General features: G+C 73.6%; 24 protein-coding genes and 1 pseudogene. 18 read left to right on the top strand and 7 right to left on the bottom strand.

The features are described 5' to 3' along the window. The first annotated feature begins 141 nt into the window (after positions 1–141). From OO47_RS23990 to OO47_RS23975, 4 genes are all read left to right on the top strand, one after another. The gene (locus OO47_RS23990; protein ID WP_030210131.1) at positions 142–942 is read left to right on the top strand and encodes an ABC transporter permease; all 801 of its coding nucleotides are present in this window, start codon (positions 142–144) and stop codon (positions 940–942) included. 145 nt (positions 943–1,087) lie between these two features. After that, a complete protein-coding gene (locus OO47_RS23985) occupies positions 1,088–1,864 on the top strand; it encodes an ABC transporter permease (RefSeq protein ID WP_030210133.1) in 777 nt (258 codons plus the stop codon). 10 nt (positions 1,865–1,874) lie between these two features. Next, complete coding sequence (locus OO47_RS23980) at positions 1,875–2,864, top strand: ABC transporter ATP-binding protein (protein ID WP_030210136.1); 990 nt, start codon at positions 1,875–1,877, stop codon at positions 2,862–2,864. 11 nt (positions 2,865–2,875) lie between these two features. Beyond that, positions 2,876–4,144 carry a DUF445 domain-containing protein gene (locus OO47_RS23975; protein ID WP_030210139.1) on the top strand — a complete coding sequence of 423 codons (1,269 nt, stop codon included), beginning with the start codon at positions 2,876–2,878 and terminating at the stop codon, positions 4,142–4,144. Positions 4,145–4,223: 79 nt separating this feature from the next. On the opposite strand, the gene OO47_RS23970 is transcribed toward OO47_RS23975, so the two are convergent. From OO47_RS23970 to OO47_RS38650, 3 genes are all read right to left on the bottom strand, one after another. Beyond that, positions 4,224–4,526, bottom strand: a complete 303-nt coding sequence (locus OO47_RS23970) for a hypothetical protein (RefSeq protein ID WP_030210142.1) — start codon at positions 4,524–4,526, stop codon at positions 4,224–4,226. A 125-nt stretch (positions 4,527–4,651) separates the two neighbouring features. After that, the gene (locus OO47_RS23965; protein ID WP_030210145.1) at positions 4,652–5,137 is read right to left on the bottom strand and encodes a TrmO family methyltransferase domain-containing protein; all 486 of its coding nucleotides are present in this window, start codon (positions 5,135–5,137) and stop codon (positions 4,652–4,654) included. A 27-nt stretch (positions 5,138–5,164) separates the two neighbouring features. Further along, a complete protein-coding gene (locus tag OO47_RS38650; RefSeq protein ID WP_324606527.1) occupies positions 5,165–5,752 on the bottom strand; it encodes a hypothetical protein in 588 nt (195 codons plus the stop codon). A gap of 656 nt (positions 5,753–6,408) precedes the next feature. Here OO47_RS38650 and OO47_RS38050 point away from each other — a divergent pair. The 4 genes from OO47_RS38050 (at position 6,409) to OO47_RS23945 (ending at position 9,132) form a co-directional block, all read left to right on the top strand. Beyond that, complete coding sequence (locus tag OO47_RS38050) at positions 6,409–6,585, top strand: hypothetical protein (RefSeq protein ID WP_234323280.1); 177 nt, start codon at positions 6,409–6,411, stop codon at positions 6,583–6,585. Positions 6,586–6,616: 31 nt separating this feature from the next. Continuing rightward, positions 6,617–7,291, top strand: a complete 675-nt coding sequence (locus tag OO47_RS38645) for an ATP-binding protein (RefSeq protein WP_106969456.1) — start codon at positions 6,617–6,619, stop codon at positions 7,289–7,291. Beyond that, positions 7,288–7,929: an ATP-binding protein gene (locus tag OO47_RS23950; protein ID WP_030210151.1), complete on the top strand. Its 642-nt coding sequence runs from the start codon at positions 7,288–7,290 to the stop codon at positions 7,927–7,929. Before OO47_RS38645 ends, OO47_RS23950 begins: the two co-directional genes overlap by 4 nt. Before the next feature lie 72 nt (positions 7,930–8,001). Further along, complete coding sequence (locus OO47_RS23945; RefSeq protein WP_030210153.1) at positions 8,002–9,132, top strand: MrcB family domain-containing protein; 1,131 nt, start codon at positions 8,002–8,004, stop codon at positions 9,130–9,132. Between the two features lie 7 nt (positions 9,133–9,139). Here OO47_RS23945 and OO47_RS23940 read toward each other — a convergent pair whose 3' ends face one another. After that, positions 9,140–10,144 (bottom strand): SEC-C domain-containing protein, encoded by a 1,005-nt coding sequence (locus OO47_RS23940; protein ID WP_030210155.1) that lies wholly within the window; start codon positions 10,142–10,144, stop codon positions 9,140–9,142. A 122-nt stretch (positions 10,145–10,266) separates the two neighbouring features. Continuing rightward, positions 10,267–11,754: an MFS transporter gene (locus OO47_RS23935; RefSeq protein WP_051715660.1), complete on the bottom strand. Its 1,488-nt coding sequence runs from the start codon at positions 11,752–11,754 to the stop codon at positions 10,267–10,269. Positions 11,755–11,872: 118 nt separating this feature from the next. Between OO47_RS23935 and OO47_RS23930 the strand changes: the two are divergent. The 5 genes and pseudogenes from OO47_RS23930 to OO47_RS23910 form a co-directional block, all read left to right on the top strand. Further along, positions 11,873–12,391 (top strand): annotated as a pseudogene (locus OO47_RS23930) (winged helix-turn-helix transcriptional regulator); the annotation flags it as partial. Between the two features lie 104 nt (positions 12,392–12,495). Then, a complete protein-coding gene (locus OO47_RS23925; protein ID WP_030210164.1) occupies positions 12,496–12,810 on the top strand; it encodes a DUF6412 domain-containing protein in 315 nt (104 codons plus the stop codon). 96 nt (positions 12,811–12,906) lie between these two features. Further along, positions 12,907–13,647 (top strand): YidC/Oxa1 family membrane protein insertase, encoded by a 741-nt coding sequence (locus OO47_RS23920; RefSeq protein WP_030210166.1) that lies wholly within the window; start codon positions 12,907–12,909, stop codon positions 13,645–13,647. A gap of 136 nt (positions 13,648–13,783) precedes the next feature. After that, positions 13,784–14,641 (top strand): fumarylacetoacetate hydrolase family protein, encoded by an 858-nt coding sequence (locus OO47_RS23915; RefSeq protein WP_030210168.1) that lies wholly within the window; start codon positions 13,784–13,786, stop codon positions 14,639–14,641. Positions 14,642–14,931: 290 nt separating this feature from the next. Next, positions 14,932–16,773, top strand: a complete 1,842-nt coding sequence (locus OO47_RS23910; protein WP_199812330.1) for a choice-of-anchor A family protein — start codon at positions 14,932–14,934, stop codon at positions 16,771–16,773. Here the strand turns inward: OO47_RS23910 and OO47_RS23905 are convergent. Then, positions 16,745–17,227: a heme-degrading domain-containing protein gene (locus OO47_RS23905; RefSeq protein WP_030210174.1), complete on the bottom strand. Its 483-nt coding sequence runs from the start codon at positions 17,225–17,227 to the stop codon at positions 16,745–16,747. The two genes, OO47_RS23910 and OO47_RS23905, sit on opposite strands and share 29 nt — an antisense overlap. Then, positions 17,224–18,318, bottom strand: a complete 1,095-nt coding sequence (locus OO47_RS23900) for a Gfo/Idh/MocA family oxidoreductase (RefSeq protein ID WP_030210178.1) — start codon at positions 18,316–18,318, stop codon at positions 17,224–17,226. The genes OO47_RS23905 and OO47_RS23900 overlap by 4 nt, the downstream gene beginning before the upstream one ends. Positions 18,319–18,374: 56 nt before the next feature. On the opposite strand from OO47_RS23900, the gene OO47_RS23895 reads away from it, so the two are divergent. The 5 genes from OO47_RS23895 to OO47_RS23875 all read left to right on the top strand — a co-directional run bounded on the left by OO47_RS23895 (position 18,375) and on the right by OO47_RS23875 (position 23,395). Beyond that, positions 18,375–19,607, top strand: coding sequence for an ROK family protein (locus OO47_RS23895; RefSeq protein ID WP_078489857.1), 1,233 nt, complete (start codon positions 18,375–18,377; stop codon positions 19,605–19,607). A gap of 4 nt (positions 19,608–19,611) precedes the next feature. After that, entirely contained in the window at positions 19,612–20,031 is a 420-nt protein-coding gene (locus tag OO47_RS37380; RefSeq protein WP_051715664.1) for a hypothetical protein, read from the top strand. Between the two features lie 123 nt (positions 20,032–20,154). Beyond that, complete coding sequence (locus OO47_RS37375) at positions 20,155–21,294, top strand: hypothetical protein (protein WP_030210186.1); 1,140 nt, start codon at positions 20,155–20,157, stop codon at positions 21,292–21,294. Positions 21,295–21,379: 85 nt separating this feature from the next. After that, positions 21,380–22,138 carry a GntR family transcriptional regulator gene (locus tag OO47_RS23880; RefSeq protein WP_030210187.1) on the top strand — a complete coding sequence of 253 codons (759 nt, stop codon included), beginning with the start codon at positions 21,380–21,382 and terminating at the stop codon, positions 22,136–22,138. Between the two features lie 135 nt (positions 22,139–22,273). Next, complete coding sequence (locus tag OO47_RS23875; RefSeq protein WP_030210190.1) at positions 22,274–23,395, top strand: TIGR03364 family FAD-dependent oxidoreductase; 1,122 nt, start codon at positions 22,274–22,276, stop codon at positions 23,393–23,395. Positions 23,396–23,398: the final 3 nt, after the last annotated feature.

Raw genomic sequence — 23,398 nt, 5'->3', positions numbered from 1 at the left:
GAAAACGACTCGAAGGGAACGGAGGCAACGCGGCGACGCGCCCCGAGCACGACGGGAAAACGGGTCGCGGCGGACCCGCTCCTCCCACTAGGGTCGTGCGCTTCGCCTCCGTCCACCCCTTCCCGGAAAGGGAGCTCCATGCTGCGGCTGTACGCGACGGTGGCCGCGGGAGGGTTCCGGCGCTACGCCACCTACCGGGTGGCCACGGCGGCGGGCGTCTTCACCAACAGCGTCTTCGGCCTCGTCCTCTCCTCCACGTACATCGCCCTCTGGGACGAACGGCCCCACCTCGGCGGCTACTCCGTGGACGACGCCCTCGCCTACGTGTGGATCGGGCAGGCCCTGCTCACCGTCTGCGGCCTGATGGGCGGCGGCTTCGAGGAGGAGCTGATCGAGCGGATCAGGACCGGGGACATCGCCGTCGACCTCTACCGGCCCGCCGACCTCCAGGCCTGGTGGTTCTCGGCCAACGCCGGCCGGGCCGCCTTCCAGCTCCTCGGCCGGGGCGTCGCCCCGATGCTGATCGGCGCGCTCGTCTTCGGCTTCACGCTGCCGTCCGGGCCCGGCGGCTGGGCGGCGTTCCTGCTCGCGGTGGCACTGGGCTCGGTGGTCGGCTTCGCGCTCTGGTACCTGGTGGCGATGAGCGCGTTCTGGCTGCTCGACGGCCAGGGGGTGATGCAGGTGGCCTGGCTGGCCGGTCTGTTCTTCTCGGGGATGCTGCTCCCGCTGAACGTCTTCCCGGGCACCCTGGGGGAGGTCGCCCGGATGCTGCCCTGGGCCTCCCTCCTCCAGGTCCCGGCCGACGTCTACCTGGGACGGTACGAGGGCCGGGAGCTCGCGGGGGCGTACGCCTTCCAGGCCTGCTGGGCCCTGGTGCTGCTCGCCGCGGGCCGGGCGGCGCAGGCGCTGGCGACGCGGAAGGTGGTGGTGCAGGGTGGCTGAGACGACGACCACGACGCCGGTCGCGGGGGACGACCCGCCCCGTCCGGACGGCCCCTCCCGTACGGACGACTCCCGTACGGACGGCTCCCGTACGGGCGACTCTCCTGCGTACGGCGTCCTCGGTGACTCCCTCCGCACCTACCGGATGGTCGCGGCCATGTGGATCCGCTCCACGATGGCGTACCGCGTCTCCTTCGCCCTGACCCTCTTCAACAGCTTCTGCGTCACCTTCTTCGACTTCGTCGTCATCCTCCTGATGTTCGGCCAGGTGAAGGGGCTCGGCGGCTTCTCCTTCGCGGAGGTCGCCTTCCTGTACGGGACGGCCGGCACCGCCTTCGGGATCGCGGACCTGACGATGGGTTCGCTCCAGCGGATGGGGAGGCGGGTCAGGGACGGCTCGCTCGACACCTTCCTGATGCGCCCGGCGCCGCTGCTCGCCCAGGTCGCGGCGGACAAGTTCGCGCTGCGCCGCTTCGGCCGGGTCGTGCAGGCGCTGCTCGTCCTGGTCTGGAGCCTGTTCCTGCTCGACGTGGACTGGACGCCGGTGAAGGCCGTGCTGCTGCCGGTGACGGTGGTCTGCGGGGCGGTGATCTTCGGCGCGGTGATGGTGACCGGTGCGTCCGCGCTCTTCTGGCTCCAGGACGCGGCCGAGGTCACGAACGCCTTCACGTACGGCGGGAACACCCTCCTCCAGTACCCGCCGACGATCTTCGCGCAGGAGCTGGTCCGGGGCGTGGTGTACGTGGTGCCGCTGGCGTTCGTGAGCTGGCTGCCCGCCCTGTACGTGCTCGGCCGGCCGGCCCCGGCGGGGGTGCCGGACTGGGCGGCGTTCGCGTCGCCCCTCGTGGCGCTCGTCTGCTGCGGGGTCGCGGGCCTCGCCTGGCGGGCGGGGATCCGCTCGTACCGATCGACGGGAAGCTGAGGACTCCGGGATGTCGTCCACCGAACCCTTCATCCACCTGGACGGGCTGGAGAAGACCTTCACGGTCCGCCGCAGGGCGGGCCTGATCCGCCGCGAGAAACGGGAGGTCCGGGCGGTCGACGGGATCTCGTTCGGGGTGGAGCGCGGCGAGATGGTCGGCTACATCGGCCCCAACGGGGCCGGGAAGTCCACCACCATCAAGATGCTGACCGGCATCCTCACCCCCAGCGGCGGCCGGCTGCGGGTCGCGGGCATCGACCCGTCCCGCGAGCGCACCCGCCTGGCCCGGCGGATAGGAGTGGTCTTCGGGCAGCGGACCACGCTCTGGTGGGACCTGCCGCTGAAGGACTCGTACCGGCTGATGCACCGCATGTACCGCATCCCGGACGCCCGCTACCGCGAGAACCTGGACCGCTACGTAAACCTCCTGGACCTGGGGGACCTCCTCGACGTGCCGGTGCGGCAGCTCTCGCTCGGCCAGCGGATGCGCGGCGACATCGCGGCGGCCCTCCTGCACGACCCGGAGGTGCTGTACCTGGACGAGCCGACGATCGGCCTGGACGTGGTCTCGAAGGCGAAGGTGCGGGAGTTCCTGAAGGACCTGAACGGGGAGCGGGGCACGACGGTCCTCCTGACCACCCACGACCTGACCGACATCGAGCAGCTCTGCTCCCGGGTGATGGTCATCGACCACGGGCGTCTGATGTACGACGGCGAACTGGCGGGCCTGCACGGGGTGGGGGAGAGCGAACGGCTCCTGGTGGTGGACCTGGAGCGCGAGCTGCCCCCGATCGAGGTGCCGGGGGCCCGCTTCGTACGGGCCGAGGGACCCCGGCAGTGGCTCGCCTTCCCGGCGGCGGATTCGGCGGCCCCGCTGGTCGCCGCGGTGGCCGCCGCGCATCCGCTGGTCGACCTCTCGGTGCGGGAACCGGACATCGAGGCGGTGATCGCGAAGATGTACGGGGGAACTCGGGAGGAGCGCCGGGAGTCCCTGAGGTAGGAGGTCGACGCATGGTGGGTTTCTCGTACACGGCCGCGGACGAGGAGAAGAGCAGGGGCGTCCGGCGCATGAAGGCGCTGGCGACGTCCCTGCTGCTCCTCGTGGCGGTGGTCTACGCGCTCGCGACGTGGGCGCGGAACTCCGGGGCGGGGGCCTGGGCCGGCTACGTCGCGGCGGCGGCGGAGGCGGGGATGGTGGGCGCGCTCGCGGACTGGTTCGCGGTGACGGCCCTCTTCCGGCACCCGCTGGGGCTGCCGATCCCGCACACGGCGATCATCCCGAAGAAGAAGGACCAGCTGGGCACGTCGCTGGGCACCTTCGTCGGCGAGAACTTCCTCTCCGCCGACGTCGTACGGGGCAGGCTGAGCGCCCTGGGCGTCGGCCGCCGCCTGGGCGCCTGGCTGGCGGAACCGGCGCACGCCGACCGGGTGGTCGCGGAGCTGTCCACGGCCCTGCGGGGCGCGCTGACGGTGCTGCGGGACTCGGACGTGCAGGCGGTGGTGGGGGAGGCGATCACCCGGCGGGCGGAGGCGGTGGAGATCGCGCCGCCCCTGGGCAAGACGCTGGAGAAGGTGGTGGACGACGGGGCGCACCGCCGGGCGGTGGACCTGATCTGCTCCCGCGCCCACGACTGGCTGGTCACCCACGGCGGGGCGGTGATGGACGCGGTCCAGGGCGGGGCGCCGGGCTGGACGCCCCGCTTCGTGGACAAGCGGATCGGCGAGCGCGTCTACAAGGAACTGCTCCGCTTCGTCACGGAGATGCGGGACATGCCGGGGCACCCGGCGCGCGGGGCGATCGACCGCTTCCTGGCGGACTTCGCGGTCGAGCTCCAGTCGGACACGGACACCCGGGTCCGCGTCGAGCGCCTGAAGTCCGACCTGCTTGCCCGCCCGGAGGTCCAGGACGTCATCGCCTCGGCCTGGTCGTCGGTCCGCTCCCTGATCATCGCGGCGGCGGAGGACGACCACAGCCAGCTCCGGCTGCGCGCCCGCGCCTCCCTGATCTCCCTGGGCCGGCGCCTCTCCTCGGACGCCCGCCTCCAGGCGAAGGTCGACGGCTGGGCGGAGGACGCGGCGGCGTACCTCGTCACCACCTACCGCGCCGAGATCACGTCCCTGATCACGGACACGGTCGCGAGCTGGGACGCCACCCAGACGTCGAGGAAGATCGAGGCGAACATCGGCCGCGACCTGCAGTTCATCCGGATCAACGGGACGGTGGTGGGAGCGTTGGCGGGCTTGCTGATCTATACGGTGAGCCACGGGTTGGGGGGCTGAGCCCCCCCGCTGTGTGGGCTCAGCCCTTGTCGCGGGTGACGGCAGGGGCGCGGGTGCCTCGGCCCTTGCCCCGGGTGCCTCAGCCCTTGTCGCGGGTGACGGCCCAGGAGGCGGCGGCGACGGCCCCGGCGACGGAGAACACGGCGGGCCAGGCGCCGATCTTCTTCGCGAGCGGGTGCGACCCGGCGAACGCGGCGACGTAGGCGGACGTCAGCCCCACGGAGGCCTTCGCCCCGCCGACCCGCTGCCACTCCCGGGCGGCCACCCCACCGGCCACGGCGAGCACGGCCCCACCGAGCGGCCGCTTCTTGGTCCACCGCGCGACGGCGTACCCGCCGACGAGCCCGGCGGCGGCGGTGAGGGGGGAGGGGATGCGGGGCATGGCGGGGCCTTTCGGGTCGACGGGTCGTCCCGTACGAGGGTACGGGGGGACGAATCCGGCCCGGTCAAGGCCCCGCCCAGGCTCCTGCCGGGGCCCCGCCAAGGGGAGCCGCGCACCCGCGGGCCTCAGCGTTCGGAGGCGTCCCGCCAGTAGTCCGCCAGCATCTCGCCCGGCCACGCCGGCTGGGTGACGGGCCCCCGGGGCAGCATCTCCTGGAACACGGCCACGAGATCGATGATCTGGGTCCCCTCGTCGGCGTCGAGGTCCGTGACGTGCAGATCGAGCCCGTCGACCCTGAGCAGCCTCGGGAAAGAGGTCGCGAGCCGGGCCGGACGCCGGTGGTTGTGGTGCACGAAGGTCCCGGTCGCCGGCCAGGCGGGGTTGTCGCGGGGGCTGCGCGCGTGGAGGGCGACGTCGTCCGGGGAGCCGAGGTTGAAGAACCAGGTGACCTGGAGGTGGGAGAACTCCTCGATGCCCCGCAGCGTCTCGGCGGGGAACTCCGGCCGCAGACGGATGATCGACTCCACCCCGCCCTTGAAGTCGTCGAGCTTCCCGGTGTGGCCCCCGACGACGTCGGCGATGACCGGTACCTCGATGAACTCTGTTGCCACGACTGGCCCTTCTTCCTTCTGGCGGCGTCAGACTACTCGCTGGAGTACGACGCGGGCCCGCGCGTCCACCTCGGAGGCGGAGGGGATGCCACGGTGGCGGAACGGGGAAAGCACCGTGCGCATGGTGACGGCCGCCTCCCGCGCCCGGCCGGACTGGACACCGTCCATGGCGTCCAAGGCGCGGGACCAAGTCCGGCAAGCGGCGTCGACGTTGCCCTGTCCGGCTTGGACCGTGCCCATGTAGCCGAGGGTGACGGCGTGGGTCCTGCTGAAGGATCCGGCCTCGCGTCGACGCACGCTGTCGCGGAAGTGGTGCAGGGCGCCGTCGAGGTCGCCCAGGGCCCACAGGGTGCGGGCCGTTTCGTGTGCCAGGGACGCCTCCTGGAAGAACCAGACCCGCTTGGGCTCGTCACCGTCGGTCGAGGCCCGGTCGAGGTCGGCCTCGGCCTGGCGGATCGCGGCGACGGCACTGCTCCGCCGGCCGTCCAGGGCCAGGGCCCGCGCTCGTACGATGCCGATCAGAGCCCTTTCGCGCGGGGCGGCGCGGGCGTACCTCTCGCGCTCGACGGAGGCGGTGGCGAGGTCCAGTGCGGCCCTGGTGTGTCCCAGGTCCATGGCCTGGTGCGCCATCGCCCGCAGGACGTGCCCGGCGAGGGGGGGCGTCGTCGGCCTCGGCGGCCAGCTTGAGGGCGAGGGTGAAGTGGCGTCGGGCGGCCTCGTGCCGGGAGGCGTCGAAGCCCATCCACCCGGCCACGTACACCGCTTCGGCGGCGGCCGAGTACAGCGAACGGCGCGCCTCCTCGCTGCTGAAGACCCCGCCGACGTACTTGGCGACGTCATCGACGATGTACTGGTGGAGCGCGGTCCGGCCGTCGACGCCTCCATGCCGCTGGTCGCGTCGGGAGAAGAACTCCGTCATCTCGCGAACGGCCCGCACCTCGGTCTCGCCGACCCTGCGGCTCGGGCCTGCCACACGGGACCGCGCCCGCTCCGGGGCTTCGTCCCACCACGGCTCCCCGGGGAGGGCGAGCCCTCCGACGGAGTAGGCGGCACCGGCGAGGAGTCGGCGGCGTTCGCGGTCCATGCTGTCTCTCCCCAGATCGACCAGAGTCGTCAGAGTGTCCGTGTCCCACTCGGAACCGGCGACCGCGTCCGGGACCTTCCCCACGAGGCCGATCTCCGCGAGTGTCACAGGGCGCTTCAGCCGTCGCGACAGGGTTTCACGCAGGATGTCGCCCGCCCGCCCCCGGGGTCGGGTGCCGGAGATCCACATGGCGATGTGCGAGCGCGTGACGGTGAGGAGTTCGTCGGCCCCGGCCTCCGCCGCCACGCGCACCACGGCGGCGGCCAACGCCGGCTGCGACCAGCCCGTCTCCGCGATCACCGCGGCCAGTCCATCGTTCCTGCGCGCCATGCTGCGCCCCTGTTCACAAGAGAACAATCTTTGACGGGTTTGACGGCGTCGAAGCCGGGACGGGGATGTCCGCCCGCCGCGAATCACGGTTCGCTGAGAGAACAAGAAACCACCGATCAGCGACGACGGGAGGGCAGTTGGCGACTTTCAGCCACGCGGGTGACGAGGAGGGGTGGAGCGTGTCAGCCCTGTCTCCGGCGGTACCGGAGGCACCGGGGCGGCGAACGGAATCCCGAGCCTCCCGATCTCCGCGCCTTCAAGCGAGCGCCGCCCCAGACCCGCGTGCGGGCGAGAGGGCGACACCTCCGGCCGAGTACCCGACGAACGAGCCCGCGGCCTCCCGCCCCACGGGGCACCCCGCCTACTCCCAGACCCTCCCGCGCGAGCCGCGGAGCGCCGCCGTCGCCCGCCGCCTGGTCCGTACGGCCCTGGCCGTCTGGGGTTTGGAGCCCTTGACCGAGGACGCCACCCTCGTCATCACGGAACTGGTCTCCAACGCGGTCGACCACGGCCGGCTCCCGTCGATTCGCGTGATCGTCTCCAGACCCTCCACGAACGTGATCCGCTTGGGTGTGGTCGACCGCTCCAAGACCGTTCCCACCCCGAGGACAGACGTCACTGCCGACCAGCCGCGAGGCCGAGGCCTACTCCTCGTCGACGCGCTCACGGAACGCTGGGGCACGGAGCTGTACCGCTGGGGCAAGCAGGTCTGGGCCGAGCTGGGGGAGGTGGCGGCATGAGCGAAGAGGGTTGCATGGTGCGTGAACCGTGGGAGCTGTCGTTCCCGGCGGAACCACGAGAGGTTGCCGCGCTCCGGCGTGTGCTGCGTCTCCACATGAAGTTCTGGGGGCTGTCGCGACAGAGCGAGGCGGTTCAACTCTGCGTGAGCGAACTCGTCTCTCTGGTGATCCGACACGTAGGGGTGGGCACCCTGACATCGCTTCGCCTGTCGATGAACGGCATTCATGTGCGGATCGAGGTGAAGTACGCCGGAGACCGAATGGCACCATCTCCCGCCGCCCCCTTGTCCGACGTTGAGACAGACATGGGTCTGGCACTGGTGGACAGGATCGCGGACCGTTGGGGCGTCCTGGTTCGACCGGATCACAATGGCATGTGGTGCGAGATCGCTACCGATCTCACGACACCTCATGGGCACAGCGGCAGCCCGCGCGTCGCACGGGCGGAATCCATGCTCTCCCTCTACGGCGTCGTCAGTCCTCCTCGGGCGGTCAACGCGAGCCGACTGGCCGCCACCATGGCGAAGGAGGCGGTGATCGAAGTGATCGCGGATCTTTTGTACTGGGTGGACGCCCACGGATACGACGCAGACGATGTCCTGGACGCGGCCCAAGCACGCTTTGACGTCGGGTTGTGAGAAGCCGGGGCGAGGTGACGAGGTAGCGGAAGCCCGTGTCCCTTACAAAGCGCCGTGATCTAGATTCCTCGCATGGGGATGCGAGATTTGCTCGGCGAAGTCGCGAGCACGTACGACCGCACGGCTGGTTCGACGCGTGAGGTAAAGGGACAGCAGATACTGCGGGGGGTCGCGAACCGCACCGACCTCACCCTCCCACCGGGCTTTAAAGCCGAGGGACACGGGGGACAGACCACTCCGGCCGCGACGCCGTGGATCGGTGTCTTCGACGAGCGGGGGATGCGGGATCCCAAGAAGGGCCTGTACCTCGCCTACATCTTCAGCGCTGACCTGAAGAACGTGACGCTGACCTTGCAACAGGGGATCACCTGGCTGGAAGAGCGCTTGGGTAGAGGTCGCACCCGAGAGGACCACCTCCGTCATCACGCGGCGCGACTTCGCCGAGCCGTGCGACGGCAAGAATGCCTTGATTGGGTGGACGAGCCGCAGCTCAGGGACAAGGCGGCTCGCCCGAAGGCGTACGAGGCGGCCAGCGTGATCGCGAAGGTGTACGACACCGCCGCGCTTCCGAGCGATGCCATGCTGTTGGGAGACCTCTACGTGGGCGTCGAAGCCCTGAGGAGGGCCGAGGAATTTGACCGCGTGTGGTGGATGAGCAATGACGTGGACGCGATCCCATGGGCCTACGAGCTCAGCGGCCACGCTCCGCGCGCCGCCGTGTCACCGGCTGACTTCGACCCGCTCGCTGACTTCCATCCGAAGGACAGCGGTGAGTACAAGGTGCAGATCAGCGCTCGGCAGCAGATCAAACAGCGAACCCACGAGGATCTCGTCAAGGACTTCGGTCTTCACGTCGTGAAGCGTGGATACGTTCCGGTCACGCTGGGGCAGCACCCCAGGGACTTGGTTCTCAGGCGGGAAGAGGCCGTGGGAGGGCGAGACCCCGAGTGGATTGTCGAAGCGAAGATCGTTCGCAATGGAAACGCGACGATAGCGGTCCGTGAAGCACTTGGGCAGCTCTACGAGTACCGCCACTTCCTCTACCAGCGGCGGCCGAGACCCTTCCTCGTAGGCCTCTTCTCAGAAGAGATCGGCGTGTACGCCCCGTACCTGGAAGAGCAGGGGATCACCTCGGTCTGGCGGGACGAGGGCGGATGGGACGGATCCCCCCAGGCGCGAGACTGGGGGCTGACGACGAAGTAGTGCCGACTCAGGTCGTGCCGCCCCCGTGACACTTCCCGTACGTCTCTCCCGACCCGCACCAGCACTCCACCCCTCGCGCCGGCGGCCAGGCCGTCGCTCGGCCTCGGGCGGCCAGGGTGGTGGCGTACTGGGGGAGGAGGTCCGCGTTCGAGGGGTGGGTGGATTCCGAGGCGGCGAAGGCCTCGTAGGAGGGGACCGTGGCGCGGACGATGCCCAGGTTGGGGGTGCCGGCGGTCGCCAGTTCGCGCAGGGACGCCTCGATGTCCGTCAGGTGTGCCTCGTACGTCGGGTACTCGGTCTCCAGCTCCGGGTACGACGTGAGGAGCTCATCCAGTTCCCGCTGCGGCCAGTGGAGGACCGCGACCGGGAAGGGGCGGGAGAGGGCCGTGCGGTAGGTGCCCAGTTCCGAGCGGAGGCGGGCGATCTCGGCCTGGAGCTCCGCCGGGTCCTCCGAGCCCAGGGACCAGAGGCGCTTCGGGTCGTGGAGCTCGTCCAGCGGGACCGACCCCGTGTGCAGCCGGTCCGCCAGGGCGTCCCAGTCGTCGTGCGGCAGCGCCAGCATGCGGCGGACCCGGTGCCGGGTCGTGATCAGGGAGCGGGTCGCGTGGGGGAGGTCGTCCGGTGAGACCAGCAGGAGTCTCGCCGCTTCCGTCAGGGTCGACTCCGCCTCCTCCAGCTCGTCGTGGGCCTCCAGCGTCTCCGCCGCGATCTCCCACGGCGCCGCGTCCGACGGCCGGGCGCCCCGGAGCCCCTCGATGATCGCCCGGGCCTCGGCCTCGTGCCCGTACTCCCACAGGTTCGCCGCTTTCAGCGCCCTGATCAGGTGCGGGTTCGCCGGCTCGGACGACAGGAGGTCGTCGTAGAGGGCCGTCGCGCCCGGGCGGTCGCCCGCCAGCTCCAGGTGGGCCGCCGCCCGGAGGCAGAGGGGCTCCCGGTCGCCCGGGTACTGCGCGGCGGTGCGCAGCAGGCGCTCGGCTTCGGTGGTGTGGGCTGCAGGCGTGTCGGGGCGCATGCGTCCCACCGTACTGCTGTACCGCCCCGGAGAGTTGGTGCGGCCGTGCTTGTCGTGTCCCGGGCGGGAAAGGGCGTGCCGCCTCCTTCCGCTTCACCTGCGGGGTCTTTCCCCTCGCCCCGCTATCCCTTCCGGGGGAGTGGTCGATCTCTCTTTCCGGGGCCCTGTCTCCTCGCCAGTACGAGCGTCAGCCCCGCCCCCGTCAAGGCCAGCGCCGCCGACGCCGTCAGGGCCGCGTCCGGGCCCGCCGTCGTCAGGGCGAGCGTCAGGGCCACTCCGGCCGAGGAGCCGATGTAGCGGGCGGTGTTGTTGGCGCCCGAGCCCATCGCCGCCCGTTCCGGCGGCACGGAGTCGACCGCGAGACGGGGGAGCGCCGCGTTCAGGAGGCCGCTGCCCGTGCCCGCCACCAGCAGGCCCGGGAGGAGGCGCCACGCGCCCGCGTGGTTCTCCAGGGCCCCCAGGAACGTCAGTACGCCCGCCGCCGACAGGACGAACCCCAGGGTCAGTTGGTGCGCGGCCGAGAGCCGGGTCGCCAGGCGGCGGGTCTGGAGGGCCGCCACGAAGGCCGTTCCCGACCAGAGGAGGAACAGCCAGGCCGTGCCCAGGGGTGACATCCCCGTGCCGGTCTGGAGCAGTGCGGGGACCACGCTGAACAGGCCGATCACCGCCAGGCCCGTGAAGAGCGCCCCCAGCGTCGACGCCAGGAACGCGGGCCGCCGCAGCAGCGCCAGGTCGACCATGGGGTTCCTCCGCCGGGTCTCCACCACCGCGAACAGGGCCGTCAGGGTGGCCGACGCCAGGAGCAGGAGGCCCACCCGGGGGCGCAGCCAGCTGTCCCTGCCCAGGGTGAGCGCCGTGAGCAGGGCCGCCAGGGCCAGGCCGAGGGTCAGTGCCCCCGCCATGTCCGGACGGGGTGTTCCGCCGACGTCCGGGCGGGGTGTTCCGGCCATGTCCGGGCCCGGCGTCCCGGTTCCGCCCCGGGCCGTCGTCGACCCCGGCAGCCACCGCGCTCCCGCCGCCGGGCCCGGCAGCCATCGCGCTCCCGCCCCCGCCGTCACCAGCGCCCCCGCCCCGAGCGCCCCGTACGCCAGCCGCCAGTCCGCCAGGCTCAGCGCGCCCGCGAGGAGGGGGCCCAGGGCGATGCCGCCGCTCACCGACGCGCCCCAGATTCCCGTCGCCCTGATCCGGTCCCGGCCCGCCGGGTACGCGTGGGCGAGTAGGCCCAGGCTGCCCGCGAGGACGGCCGCGCTCGCTGCGCCCTGGGCGATCCGGGCCGCCGTGAAGGTGGCCGTGGAGTCCGCGAGTGCGCCGAGCGCGGTGGTGAGGCCGAGGGCGAGCGTGCCGAGGAGGAAGACCCGGCGCCGCCCGTACGCGTCGGCCAGACCGCCGGCCAGGAGGAGGAGGGCGGCGAGGCCGAGCGGGGTGCCGTTGAGCAGCCAGGCCTGGGCGGAGGGCGGCGTTCCGAAGGCGGCCGCCACGGCGGGCAGGGTCGGCATCGGGGCCGTGTAGTTCATCAGCGCGACGGCGGTCGCGGTCGCCGTCACGGCGAGGACGGCCCCCGGGCGCCCCTCCCGGGACGGGGCGGGGGAGGGGGCCTGGGGCAGGGGCAAGGGTGCTCGGCGTGGCACGGGGCGTCCTCCACCCGTCGACGGCTCGGTCAGTTCAATGAACGAACTCAACCTAGCAGCTCGGTTCGTTCAATGAACCCCCTTCGGTACGATGGATCCCATGGCCCTCGGCAAGGACTACGCCCAGCAGCAGTGCTCCATCGCCCGCGCCCTCGAGGTGGTCGGCGAGCGCTGGACCCTCCTCCTCGTGCGCGACGCCTTCTACGGAGTCCGGCGCTACAGCGACTTCCTCGCCCACCTCGGCGCCCCCCGCGCCGTCCTCGCCGCCCGCCTCCAGGCCCTCGTCGAGATCGGCGTCCTCGAACGGCGGCGCTATCAGGAGTCGCCCCCGCGCGACGAGTACGTCCTCACCGAGCGCGGCCTCGCCCTCTGGCCCGTCCTGTGGTCGCTCGGCTCCTGGGCCCGGACCGAACTCCCCGGCACCCTGCCGATGCGCCACTTCCACCACGCCGACTGCGGCACCGAACTCGGCCCCGGCGGCGCGTGCCCCGCCTGCGGCCTCCCCGTCCCGCCCGCCGACGTCGAGATGCGGCCCGGCGCCGGACTCGACCCGGACCCCGCCGATCCCGTCGGCCGCGCCCTCCTGCGACCCCGGCGCCTCCTCGTACCCCTGGAGACCGCCTGGACCGACCGCCTGGATCGAGGGGCGGGGCCGCGGGAACTTTCCCCTTCCGCCGTGCGTCTTCAAGGCGGAGAGACCGGCGGTACGGAGGAGGTGACGGGATGACGGGCAGGACCCCCGCCCCGCGGCTCCTCGCGCCGCTGCTCTTCCTGCTCGCGCTCGCCGGGCTGCTCCTGTCCGACGGGGTCGGCGGGCTCGCCGGGGCCGGTGTCTCCGCCGCCGTCGCCCTCGCCGCGGCGACCCTCGTCCACGCCCTGTCCGGCGCCCGTACGGCTCCGGCCGTGCCGCCCACCGCCGTCCGCACCGCCATACGCGACCGCGAGCGGCGCACCGCCTTCCTGCCGCAGCGCGACCCCGACGCCGCGGGCCGCCGCAGACCCCGGGCTCCCGGCCGTCCCCTCCCGACGGCCGTGTAGGGAGCTCCCCACCCCCTTTTCCGGGACCCCGCGCGGATCCGTCATGCCGAGAAACACCTCTCCCCGGCACGACGAGACCCCACGGAGGGCTCCTCCATGTCCACTCTCACGTCCCTGTTCGCCGCCCTGGTCGAGCGGCTCGCCGAGCTGCTCCAGCCGCTCTTCGCCACCACCGCCACCGCCGCCGCGATCGTCCTCTTCACCGCGCTCGTACGGCTCGCCGTCCACCCGCTCTCCCGGGCCGCCGCCCGCGGCCAGAAGGCCCGCACCCGCCTCGCCCCGCAGCTCGCCGCGCTCCGGAAGAAGCACGCCAAGAACCCCGAGCGGCTCAAGAAGGCGATCCTCGACCTGCACGCCAAGGAGAAGGTCTCGCCCTTCGCCGACATCATGCCCAGCCTGCTCCAGGCCCCCGCCTTCCTCCTCATGTACCACCTGTTCGCCGGCGACCGGATGGCCGGGCACGCCCTCTTCGCCGCCCCGCTCGGCGACCGCTGGGCCGACGCCCTCTCCCACGGCGGACCGTTCGGCCCGGCCGGGCAGGTCTACCTCGTCCTGTTCGCGATCGTCGCCGCCGTCGCCGCCTTCGGCTACCGCCACGGCAAGCGGCAGCTCGCCGCCCAGCCGCTCGACCTCGGGCAGCCCACCCCCGGCGCCGGCGCGATCACCAAGGTGATGCCGCTGCTCTCCTTCGCCACCCTGATCACGGTCGCCGTCGTCCCGCTCGCCGCCGCCCTCTACGTCGTCACCAGCACCGCCTGGACCGTCGTGGAGCGGGCCTTCCTCTTCCGTACGCCGGAGGAAGGGGCGTCCGGCGGCGCCGTCGCTACTCGCGCGTAAGGGTCCACTGCGTGGGCGGGGTCTTGCAGAGCGGCCCGTTCTCTTGGAGGATCGACCAATCCTCCGATGGCCGCACTCCATCGGCCGGGGCACCCCAGGGCCCTCCCGGGCCCACCTCGACCACAGGGAGAAGACCATGAAGCTGCTGCGTGTCGGCCCGCCCGGAGCCGAGCGTCCCGCCCTCCTCGACCAGGGCGGCACCCTCCGCGACCTCTCCGCCCTCGTCGACGACGTCGACGGCGGCCTGCTCGCCGACGCCGCGGCCCTCGACCGGATCCGCGCCGCCGCCGGTGCCGGGGTGCTGCCCCCGCTCGACGCCACCGGGCTGCGCGTCGGCCCGCCCGTCGGCCGGATCGGCAAGGTCGTGTGCATCGGCCTCAACTACCACGGGCACGCCGCCGAGACCGGCCAGGCCATCCCGGCCGAGCCCGTCGTCTTCCTCAAAGCCGCCGACACCGTCGTCGGCCCGGACGACACCGTGCTCGTACCGCGCGGCTCGGTGAAGACCGACTGGGAGGTGGAGCTGGCCGTCGTCATCGGCCGCACCGCCCGCTACCTGGAGACCGACGAGCAGGCCCTCGCGCACGTCGCCGGGTACGCGGTCGCCCACGACGTCTCCGAGCGCGAGTTCCAGATCGAGCGCGGCGGCACCTGGGACAAGGGCAAGAACTGCGAGACCTTCAACCCGCTCGGGCCCTGGCTCGTCACCGCCGACGAGGTGCCCGACCCGCAGGCGCTCTCCCTCCGCCTCTGGGTCAACGGCGAGCTCAGGCAGGACGGGCACACCTCCGACCAGATCTTCCCGGTCGCGGAAGTCGTCCGGTACGTCAGCCGGTTCATGACCCTGTACCCGGGCGACGTCATCAACACCGGCACGCCCGCCGGCGTCGCCATGGGACAGCCGGACCCCAAGCCGTACCTGCGTCCCGGCGACGTGGTCGAGCTGGAGGTCGAAGGGCTCGGCCGGCAGCGGCAGGAGCTCAAGGGCGCCTGAGGCCGGGGAGGGCGGGCCGCTCCCGGCCCGCCCGCTCTCCCCGGAAGGCTGCTCCCGGCCCGCCCGCTCTCCTCGGACGGCTGCTCCCGGCCCGCCCGCTCTCCTCGGACGGCTGCTCCCGGCCCGCCCGCTCTCTCCGGACGGCTGCTCCCGGCCCGCCCGCCCGCCCTCCCCGAACGGCCGCTCCTGACCCGCCGTCAGGGGACGGGCCTGGGCCCTTCCGTTGTGAAAACGGCGACGTCCCGCGTGGGGCGTCGCCATTTCCATGCGCATTTTGCATATTGCCCGATATGGAACGAATTGTGCACGCGCAGAGGCGGGACCGGCGCCGCCTCGCCCTCATCGCCGCGTCCACCGTCGCGGCCACCGCCCTCGTCGGCACCCTGGCCGTCAGCGGTCACGCCGACCCGCTTCCGGGCGGCCTCGGGCCCTGCCTGCCGGGCAACTGCCCGGCCACGTACCCCGACCTCAACAGCGGCCCCGTCCAGTACCGCGACAACAACATCAACATCTTCGTCGGCGGTGACTTCCTCGTCCGCGAGGCGGCGGCCGAGGCCGAGGGCAAGGTCGTGGTCCTGGGCGGCTTCGACATGAACAAGCGCGTGGGCGCCTCCGCCGTCTACAACGTCGGCATCGTGGGCGGCGGGTCCCGCGTCCCGCCCGACAACGGCACCGACTTCCTCACCGTCGGCGAGGACGTGACCGTCGCCGCCGGGCAGCGCCTGCTCACCGAGGAGGGCACGGTCAGCGGCGTCACGCGGTACGGGGGCGCCCTTTCCGGCACGGTGATCCCGGCCCCGGTGCAGGACGACGACGCGGCCGCCCCGTACCTCTCGCTCCGAGACCAGCTCACCGACGCGAGCCAGTGCTACGCCTACGTCGACGGCGCCCACCGCGCCACGACCGGCACCGCCGTCAACAGCGGCTCGGAGACCCTCTTCACGGGCGACGGCGCCTCGACGCTCCAGGTCTTCGACGTCGACTTCGACATGGAGTCCACGAGCGGCGGGCAGCAGAACATCCGCTTCCAGGGCGTTCCGGCCGGGGCGACGGTCCTCGTCAACGTCTACGGCGCCGACCGCACCGTCGACACGTACATCAACCAACTGCCGGACGGTCTCCGCGAGCGGGTCCTGTGGAACTTCCCGGACGCCACGGCGGTGACGTTCGAGGGGACGGCCCAGTTCGCGGGCAGCGTCCTGATCGGCAACCAGGCCAGCACGGCGACCGTGACCATGCCGGGCACGAACGGCCGCTTCTTCACCACCGGCAACCTGACGCACGCGTCGGAGACGACCGGGGGCGGCGGGCAGGAGATGCACGCCTACCCGTTCAACGGGGACCTGCCGTCCTGCACGGACCCGACGCCCACGCCCACCCCGACCGAGCCGACGCCGACTCCCACGGACCCGACGCCGACTCCCACGGAGCCCACCCCGACCCCCACGGAGCCGACTCCCACACCCACGGAGCCCACCCCTACGCCCACGGACCCGACGCCGACTCCGACCGAGCCGACGCCGACTCCGACCGAGCCCACGCCGACCCCCACGGAGCCGACTCCCACACCCACGGACCCCACTCCCACACCCACGGAGCCCACGCCGACCCCGACGGAACCCACTCCTACGCCTACGGAGCCCACCCCGACCCCGACCGAGCCGACCCCGACCCCGACCGAGCCGACGCCGACCCCGACCGAGCCCACCCCGACTCCCACCGATCACACGGACGGCGGTTCGACGGACGGCGGTGGTGACGGTGGCTACGGTGACGACACCGGCGGTACGGGAGACTCCGGCGGCACCGGTGGGCCCGGCGGTCCCGGTGGACACGGTGACTCCGGCGGGACGGGAGGCCCCGGCGGGCACGGCGACTCCGGTGGTTCCAACGGAGCCGGTGGCCACGGAAACACCGGCGGTCACAGCAGCACCGGCGGCCACGGGAGTTCCGGCGGCACCGGTGGTTACGGCGACTCCGGCGGCGACCACGGCCCCCACGGTTCGAACGGCGAGCTCTCCGAGACCGGTGCCGGCACCGGGAAGATCGTCATGGGCGCCCTGGCGGTCGTCCTCGCCCTCGGCGGCGGCGTCCTCGTGATGATCAGCCGGCGTCGGAGCCGTACGAGCTGAGCAGTCGCTCCAGTGCCTCGACGACCAGGGCGTGATCCTCGGCCTGCGGCAGCCCCGAGACCGTGACCGAGCCGATCACTCCCGCGCCCTCGACCCCGATCGGGAACGACCCGCCATGGGCGGCGTACCGGTCGGGGTCGAGGCGCGAGGACGCCTCGAACGTCGTCCCCTTGGCCCGGAACCGGGCCCCGACCAGGAACGAGCTCTCCCCGTACCGCTCCACGACCCGCCGCTTGCGGTCGATCCAGGCGTCGTTGTCCGCGCTGGACCCCGGCAGCGCGCAGTGGAACAGCTGCTGCGCCCCGCGCCGTACGTCGATCGCCACGGGCGCCCGCCGCTCCCGGGCCAGCGAGACCAGGAGCGTGCCGAGCGTCCAGGCGTCCTCGTACGTGAAGCGGGGCAGGGTCAGCCGGGCCTCCTGGGCCTCCAGTTCCCCGACCTCGGAGCTGCTCACAGCGCCACCGTGATCCCCTCGCGGGCCGACCGCCGCGCCGCCTCCAGGACGTCGAGCGCGTCGGCGGCCTCGTGCGCGGTGACCGGGTTCGGGCCGGTGCCGCGCAGGGCGGCGGCGACGGCCGCGTAGTACGCCGGGTAGTCGCCGGGCAGCGACTCGACCGACGTCCCGCCGCCGGTCAGCGGCGACTCGCCGGCACCGAGCCGGCCCCACAGCTCCTCCGGCTCCGCGCCCCAGACCGCGCCGCCGGCCCCGGGCCGCAGCCCGTCGCGCAGGGCGGCCTCCTGGGGGTCGAGTCCGTGCTTCACGAAGCCCGCGCGCTGCCCGAGCACCCGGAACCGGGGGCCGAGCTGGGCGGTGGTGGCGCTCACGTACAGGTGGGAGCGGACCCCGTTCGCGTGGGTGAGCGCGAGGAAGGTGTCGTCGTCGGCCTCGGCGCCCGGCCGGCGCACGTCCGACTCGGCGTACACCGAGACCACCGGACCGAAGAGGACGAGGGCCTGGTCCACGACGTGGCTGCCCAGGTCGTACAGGAGACCGCCGATCTCCTCCGGCGCCCCCGACTCGCGCCAGCCGCCCTTGGGCTTCGGCCGCCACCGCTCGAAGCGGGACTCGAAGCGCTGGACCCCGCCGAGCGCGTCCTCGTCCAGGAGGCGGCGCAGGGTGCGGAAGTCGCTGTCCCAGCGGCGGTTCTGGAAGACCGAGAGCAGCAGGCCCCGCTCCTCGGCGAGGGCGGCGAGTCCGCGCGCCTCGGCGGCGGTCCCGGCGAGCGGCTTGTCCACGACGACCGGGAGGCCCGCCTCCAGGGCGGCCGTGGCGACCTCGACGTGCGTCTTGTTGGGGGAGGCGACGACGACCAGGTCCAGCTCCTCCGCGCCCGGCGCCCACAGCTCCTCGGGCTTCGCCGCCACCCGTACGCCCGGGTGGGCGGCGCGCGCCTCGGCGGCCCGTTCGGGGTTGCCGGTGGTGACGGCGGCGAGGGCGAGGTCCTCGGAGGCGGCGATCAGGGGGGCGTGGAAGACGGAGCCGGCCAGGCCGTAGCCGACGAGTCCGACGCGGAGGGGGATGCGGGGGGTGTCGGTGCCAGTCATGTTCCTCACTTAAGCAACGCTGTTGCCAAAGTGCAAGCGGCGGCGACAATGGGGGCGTGAGGAAAGACCAGGGCGGAGTGAACGTACCGGCGCTGCGCAGCCACAACACCGCGCTCGTGCTCGACCTGCTGCGCGGGGCGGGGGAGGGCGGGATCAGCCGGCTGGAGCTGGCCGAGGGGACCAGGCTCACCCCGCAGGCCGTCAGCAAGATCACCGCGCGGCTGCGCGCGGACGGCCTCGCGGCGGAGGCGGGCCACCGGGCCTCGACCGGCGGCAAGCCCCGTACGGTCCTGCGCCTGGTGCCCTCCGCCGCGCACGCCGTCGGCGTCCACCTCGACCGGGACGAGCTGACGGTCCTCCTGACCGACCTCGCGGGCACGGCCGTCGCCCTCCGCCGCCGCCCGGTGGACCTGGGCGCGGGGGCGGGGCCGGTCCTGGACGCGGTGACGGAGGAGGTACGGGGGCTGCTGGGGGAGGGTGGCGGGAGCGGGAGCCGGGGCGGAGGCGGCCGGGACGAGGATGGCGAGGGCGGCCAGGGCGGGGGTGGCGAGGGCGGCCAGGGCGAGGGCGGCGGGTACGGAGGCGGGAGCGGTCGGTACGGCGCCGGGGGCCGGGCCGTCCTCGGCGTCGGGGTCGCCATGCCCGGGCCCCTGGACCACCGGGCCGGGGTGCCCGGCCGGGTCACGGGCTTCCCCGAGTGGGCCGGCCATCCGGTCCGCGACGAGCTGGCCCGGCGCCTCGACCTCCCCGTCGTGCTCGACAAGGACACCAACGCCGCCGCCCTCGGCCTCGCCCTGCGGCCCGGCGCGCCCGGCTCCTTCGCCTACGTCCACCTCGGTACGGGCCTCGGCGCCGGCCTCGTCCTCGGCGGCGCGCCGCTGCGGGGGGACAGGACCGGGGCGGGCGAGCTGGGCCACCAGACCGTCCAGCTCGACGGGCCGCCGTGCGGCTGCGGCGGGCGCGGCTGCCTGGAGGTCCTGTGCCTGGCGGCGGTGGCGCGCGGCGAATCCGCCGGGGCCGCGCGGATTCTGGGCGCGGGCGCCGCCAATCTCGTACGGCTCCTCGACATCGACCAGGTCCTCCTGGGCGGCCGGGTGGTGCTCGCCGCGCCGGAGGTCTTCGCGGACGGGGTGCGGGCGGTCCTCGCCGGCCTCGGTCTGACGACCCCGGTGGGCGTCGTCGCGGAACGGGACGCGGTGGCGGAGGGCGCGGCGTGGCTGACCCTGGCGCCGGTCTTCGGGAAGGAGCCGGGGCGTTTTTACGGGGGCGAGCCGGTGGGGACGACCTGATCCGGTGGGCCTGATCGGCCTGATCGGCCTGGTGGGCCTGGTGGGACCGTTCGGCCTGGTGGGCCTGGTGGGCCTGGTGGGACCGTTCGGCCCGGTGGGCCCGTTCGGCCTGGTGGGCCTGGTGGGACCGTTCGGCCCGGTGGGCCCGTTCGGCCTGGTGGGCCTGGTGGGCCTGGTGGGCCTGGTGGGCCCGGTGGGGCCGTTCAAACCGGTGGGCCCGGTGGGCTCGGTGGGCCCGGTGGGACTGTTCGGCCCGGTGGGACTGTTCGGCCTGGTGGGACTGTTCGGCCTGGTGGGACTGTTCGGCCTGGTGGGCCTGGTGGGCCTGGTGGGCCTGGTGGGCCTGGTGGGACCGGTGGGCCCGTTCGGCCCGTTCGGCCCGTTCGAACCGGTCGGCCCGTCCGGTCCGATCATCGGAAAGTAGGCTGATCGGGCGGATTCCTGGCCCTCCCGGAGCAGCCCCCGGTGTCGCCGCCCGCCCCGCCCCCTCCCGCGTGGCAGCGTCGCGGCCGTCCCCCTGCCCGCGAACAGCAAAGGCACCGGCACCATGGCATCCGCACCCCTGCGACTGCGCAGCGTCCGCGCCGTGACCGTGGCGACCGCCGTGGCGGCCCCCTTCGCGCTCGCGGCCCCCTCCCCGGCGACGGAGACGGCAGCCCCCGCTCCGGCGGCGACCGCCCCGGGACCGGGAGCCCCCGCCCCCGAACCCCCCGGCGCCCCGCGTCCCCCCGGCGCGCCCGTCATCCCCGCCCCCGACCCGCCCACCCCCAGCTGTGGCACCCCGGACGACGACGCCTTCCCGCTCGACACCCGCATCCACCCCGGCCCGGCCGGCTACGCGGCGGGCGGCCCCTTCCAGGACTGGCGCCTCGACCTCACGAACACCACCGGCTCGCCCTGCTCCGGCATCCACCCGGTGCTCGTCCTCACCGACCGCGACCGGGTCCTCCGGCCGGAGCAGATCCGCTTCGAGTTCTACGACGCCGGGGCCGCGCGCTGGCACCCCGTGGCCTTCGAAGGGACCTCGGAGGCCGAGAACGTGGGCGTGTTCACCGACTTCGGCGGCTTCGCCGTCCCCGCGGGCGAGACCCTCACCGTTCCCGTACGCCTCGCCTTCCGCGCGGGGACGGCCCCCGGCGAGGTCGTGGTCAACGCGGCGATCGTCCAGCGCCGGGGCACGGACGGGGACTGGATCGGGGACTCCGGCGACCACCGCCTGACCGTCGGGCCCGCCGACCCGGACGCCCCGGTCGAGCCGCCCGGCTCCACCGCCCCGCCCGCGACCACCGCCCCGGCCGACCCCGCCGAACCGTCGAAGACCGCGAGGCCCCCGGAGCCATCGGGGCCGCCGACCTCGCAGAAGCCGCAGAAGCCCGCGGAGCCGTCGAAGTCGCCGGAGCCTTCGGGGCCGGCGGTCCCGGTCGGGCCCGCCGCCACGGCCGGATCGGCGCCTCCCGGAAAGCCGGCCGGCTCCGCCCCGCCCGCCGTGCCCGTACCCTCCGCCCCGCCCCACGTACCCACCCGACCGTCCCCACCGGAGGAGGCGCCCGCCACCTCCGTTCCCGAACTCGCCCACACCGGACGGGCGTCGGAGGCCCGGGCCCGCGCCCTGGCCCCCTTCGCCGTCGCCCTGGTCCTCCTCGGGGCCGCCCTCGTCCGCGCGGGCCGCCGCCACCGGCGGTCCTGAACCGCGCCCCCCCCGCGAAGGCCCGCCACCCCCGCGCCACCCTCCGTACACCTCCCCGTTCACCCCCGTCTGCGACCATCCCCCGGTGAACTACCAGAGCACCCCCGGCGCCCCCGTCCGCTCCGGCGTCCCCGAGCACGGGCGCGTCCCCAAGTACTACGCCGTCAAGGCGAAACTCGCCCTGATGGTCGACGCGTTGGGGGAGGGCGGACCGCTGCCCACCGAGCGCGACCTCGCCGTCCGGTACGGGGTGTCCCGCGAGACCGTCCGGCAGGCGATCCGCGAACTCCTCCTGGAGGGGCGGCTGCGCCGCCGGGGCCGGGGCACGGTCGTCGCGGGCCCCAAACTCGAACAGCCCCTCTCCCTCGCCAGCTACACGGAGGGCGTCCGCCGCCAGGGCCGCCGCCCCGGCCGCGGCCTGATCTCGCTCGACCGCTTCCCCTGCCCCGAGGCGCTCGCCCCCGAGGTCGGCGCCGAACGCGGCGAGCCCGTCTGGCACATGGAGCGGGTGCTGCTCGCCGACGACGAGCGGGTCGGCCTGGAGAGCACGTACGTCTCCGAGGCCCGCGCCCCCCGCCTGGACGCCGACTTCGACCCGGACTCCTCCTTCTACGCCTACCTCCGCGACCGGCTCGGCATCGTGTTCGGGGACGCCGACGAGCGCATCGAGACCGTTCTCGCGACCCCACGGGAGGCCCTGCTCATCGGCACGCCGCCCGCCCTCCCGATGCTGCTGCTCCACCGCGTCTCGCGGGACGCCGACGGGCGCCCGCTGGAGCGGGTCCGCACCCTCTACCGGGGCGACCGCTTCAGCTTCACCACCCACCTGGGCCGCCAGGACTGACGGGAGAGGGCCCCGTCCCAGAAGCCCGTAACATCACGGAACGATAACGGGTCTGGTCCAAGTTTGGCGGCCCGTTCACCGTCCCGTCGTCCACCGGCCCCGCCCGGGCCACCCGCCCCCGCGACCGTCGTCGGCATGAAGGTGATCGTCGTAGGAGCCGGCGTGGTGGGAACCATGCACGCCTGGCACGCAGTGGAACGCGGCCACGAGGTCGTACACGTCGAGCGCGAGGCCGAGGCGCGCGGCGCCTCCCTCCGCAACTTCGGCCAGATCTGGGTGAGCGGCCGCGCCGGCGGGGAGGAGCTGGACACCGCCCTGCGCGCCCGCGAACTCTGGGAGGGCATCGGCGCCCGCGTCCCCGGGCTCGGCTTCCGGGCCATCGGCTCCCTCACCCCCGTGCGCAACGCGCTCGAGCGCGCCGTCGCCGAGGCGGCCCTGGCCCGCCCCGACGCCGCCGCCCGCGGCTACAAGCTGCTCACGGCCGACGAGGCCCGCGCGGTCAACCCGGCCCTGCGCGGGGAGTTCGAGGCCGCGCTCTGGTGCGAGCGGGACGCCGCCGTCGAACCCCGCACCGCCCAACTCGCCCTCCGCGAAGCCCTCCTCGCCACCGGCCGCTACACCTTCCTGCCCGACCGCGAGGTCCGCGAGGTCGTCGGCGAGCACGCCGTCCGCGACGACCGCGGCGAGGTCCACGGCGGCGACGTGGTCGTCCTGTGCACCGGCGCCTGGCTCTCCGGCCTGGTCCGCGAGGTCGCCGGTGAGGTCCCGGTCCGCCGGGTCCGCCTCCAGATGATGCAGACCGACCCGCTCGGCGAACCGCTCACCACCTCCGTCGCGGACGCCGACTCCTTCCGCTACTACCCGGCCTACGCCTCCGGCGCCCTCGACGCGCTCCACGCGGGCCAGGCCCAGGACCCCACCGCCGCCGCCCACCGGATGCAGCTCCTCATGGTCCAGCGGCTCGACGGCGGACTGACCATCGGTGACACCCACGAGTACGAGCACCCCTTCGCCTTCGACACCCTCGAAGACCCCTACGAGCACCTCGCCCGCGTCGTCGAGTCCTTCCTCGGCCGTCCGCTGCCGAGGATCCGGCGCCGCTGGGCCGGGGTGTACGCGCAGTGCGTCGACACCACCCGGGTCGTGCACCGCCAGAAGGTCCGCGACGGCGTGTGGCTGGTGACCGGACCCGGCGGCCGGGGCATGACCTGCTCGCCCGCCATCGCCGAGACGACCGCGAACGAACTGGGCTGGTGAACC

It is taken from the genome of Streptomyces bikiniensis, assembly GCF_000716625.1.
GTDB classification, from domain to species: domain Bacteria; phylum Actinomycetota; class Actinomycetes; order Streptomycetales; family Streptomycetaceae; genus Streptomyces; species Streptomyces bikiniensis.
The sequence above is the reverse complement of the archived record's forward strand: the minus strand, read 5'-3'. Positions and strand labels throughout refer to the sequence as shown.

Coding starts and splice junctions, on each gene's coding strand:
- OO47_RS23975 (WP_030210139.1), top strand. CDS start 2,876: ATGGTGGGTTTCTCGTACACGGCCGCGGACGAGGAGAAGAGCAGGGGC.
- OO47_RS23920 (WP_030210166.1), top strand. CDS start 12,907: ATGTCCACTCTCACGTCCCTGTTCGCCGCCCTGGTCGAGCGGCTCGCC.
- OO47_RS38650 (WP_324606527.1), bottom strand. CDS start 5,752: ATGGACCTGGGACACACCAGGGCCGCACTGGACCTCGCCACCGCCTCC.
- OO47_RS38645 (WP_106969456.1), top strand. CDS start 6,617: ATGTCCGCCCGCCGCGAATCACGGTTCGCTGAGAGAACAAGAAACCAC.
- OO47_RS23985 (WP_030210133.1), top strand. CDS start 1,088: ATGGTCGCGGCCATGTGGATCCGCTCCACGATGGCGTACCGCGTCTCC.
- OO47_RS23875 (WP_030210190.1), top strand. CDS start 22,274: ATGAAGGTGATCGTCGTAGGAGCCGGCGTGGTGGGAACCATGCACGCC.
- OO47_RS23950 (WP_030210151.1), top strand. CDS start 7,288: ATGAGCGAAGAGGGTTGCATGGTGCGTGAACCGTGGGAGCTGTCGTTC.
- OO47_RS23925 (WP_030210164.1), top strand. CDS start 12,496: ATGACGGGCAGGACCCCCGCCCCGCGGCTCCTCGCGCCGCTGCTCTTC.
- OO47_RS23915 (WP_030210168.1), top strand. CDS start 13,784: ATGAAGCTGCTGCGTGTCGGCCCGCCCGGAGCCGAGCGTCCCGCCCTC.
- OO47_RS23980 (WP_030210136.1), top strand. CDS start 1,875: ATGTCGTCCACCGAACCCTTCATCCACCTGGACGGGCTGGAGAAGACC.
- OO47_RS23940 (WP_030210155.1), bottom strand. CDS start 10,144: ATGCGCCCCGACACGCCTGCAGCCCACACCACCGAAGCCGAGCGCCTG.
- OO47_RS38050 (WP_234323280.1), top strand. CDS start 6,409: ATGGCGATGTGCGAGCGCGTGACGGTGAGGAGTTCGTCGGCCCCGGCC.
- OO47_RS23945 (WP_030210153.1), top strand. CDS start 8,002: ATGGGGATGCGAGATTTGCTCGGCGAAGTCGCGAGCACGTACGACCGC.
- OO47_RS23910 (WP_199812330.1), top strand. CDS start 14,932: ATGGAACGAATTGTGCACGCGCAGAGGCGGGACCGGCGCCGCCTCGCC.
- OO47_RS23900 (WP_030210178.1), bottom strand. CDS start 18,318: ATGACTGGCACCGACACCCCCCGCATCCCCCTCCGCGTCGGACTCGTC.
- OO47_RS23970 (WP_030210142.1), bottom strand. CDS start 4,526: ATGCCCCGCATCCCCTCCCCCCTCACCGCCGCCGCCGGGCTCGTCGGC.
- OO47_RS37375 (WP_030210186.1), top strand. CDS start 20,155: ATGGCATCCGCACCCCTGCGACTGCGCAGCGTCCGCGCCGTGACCGTG.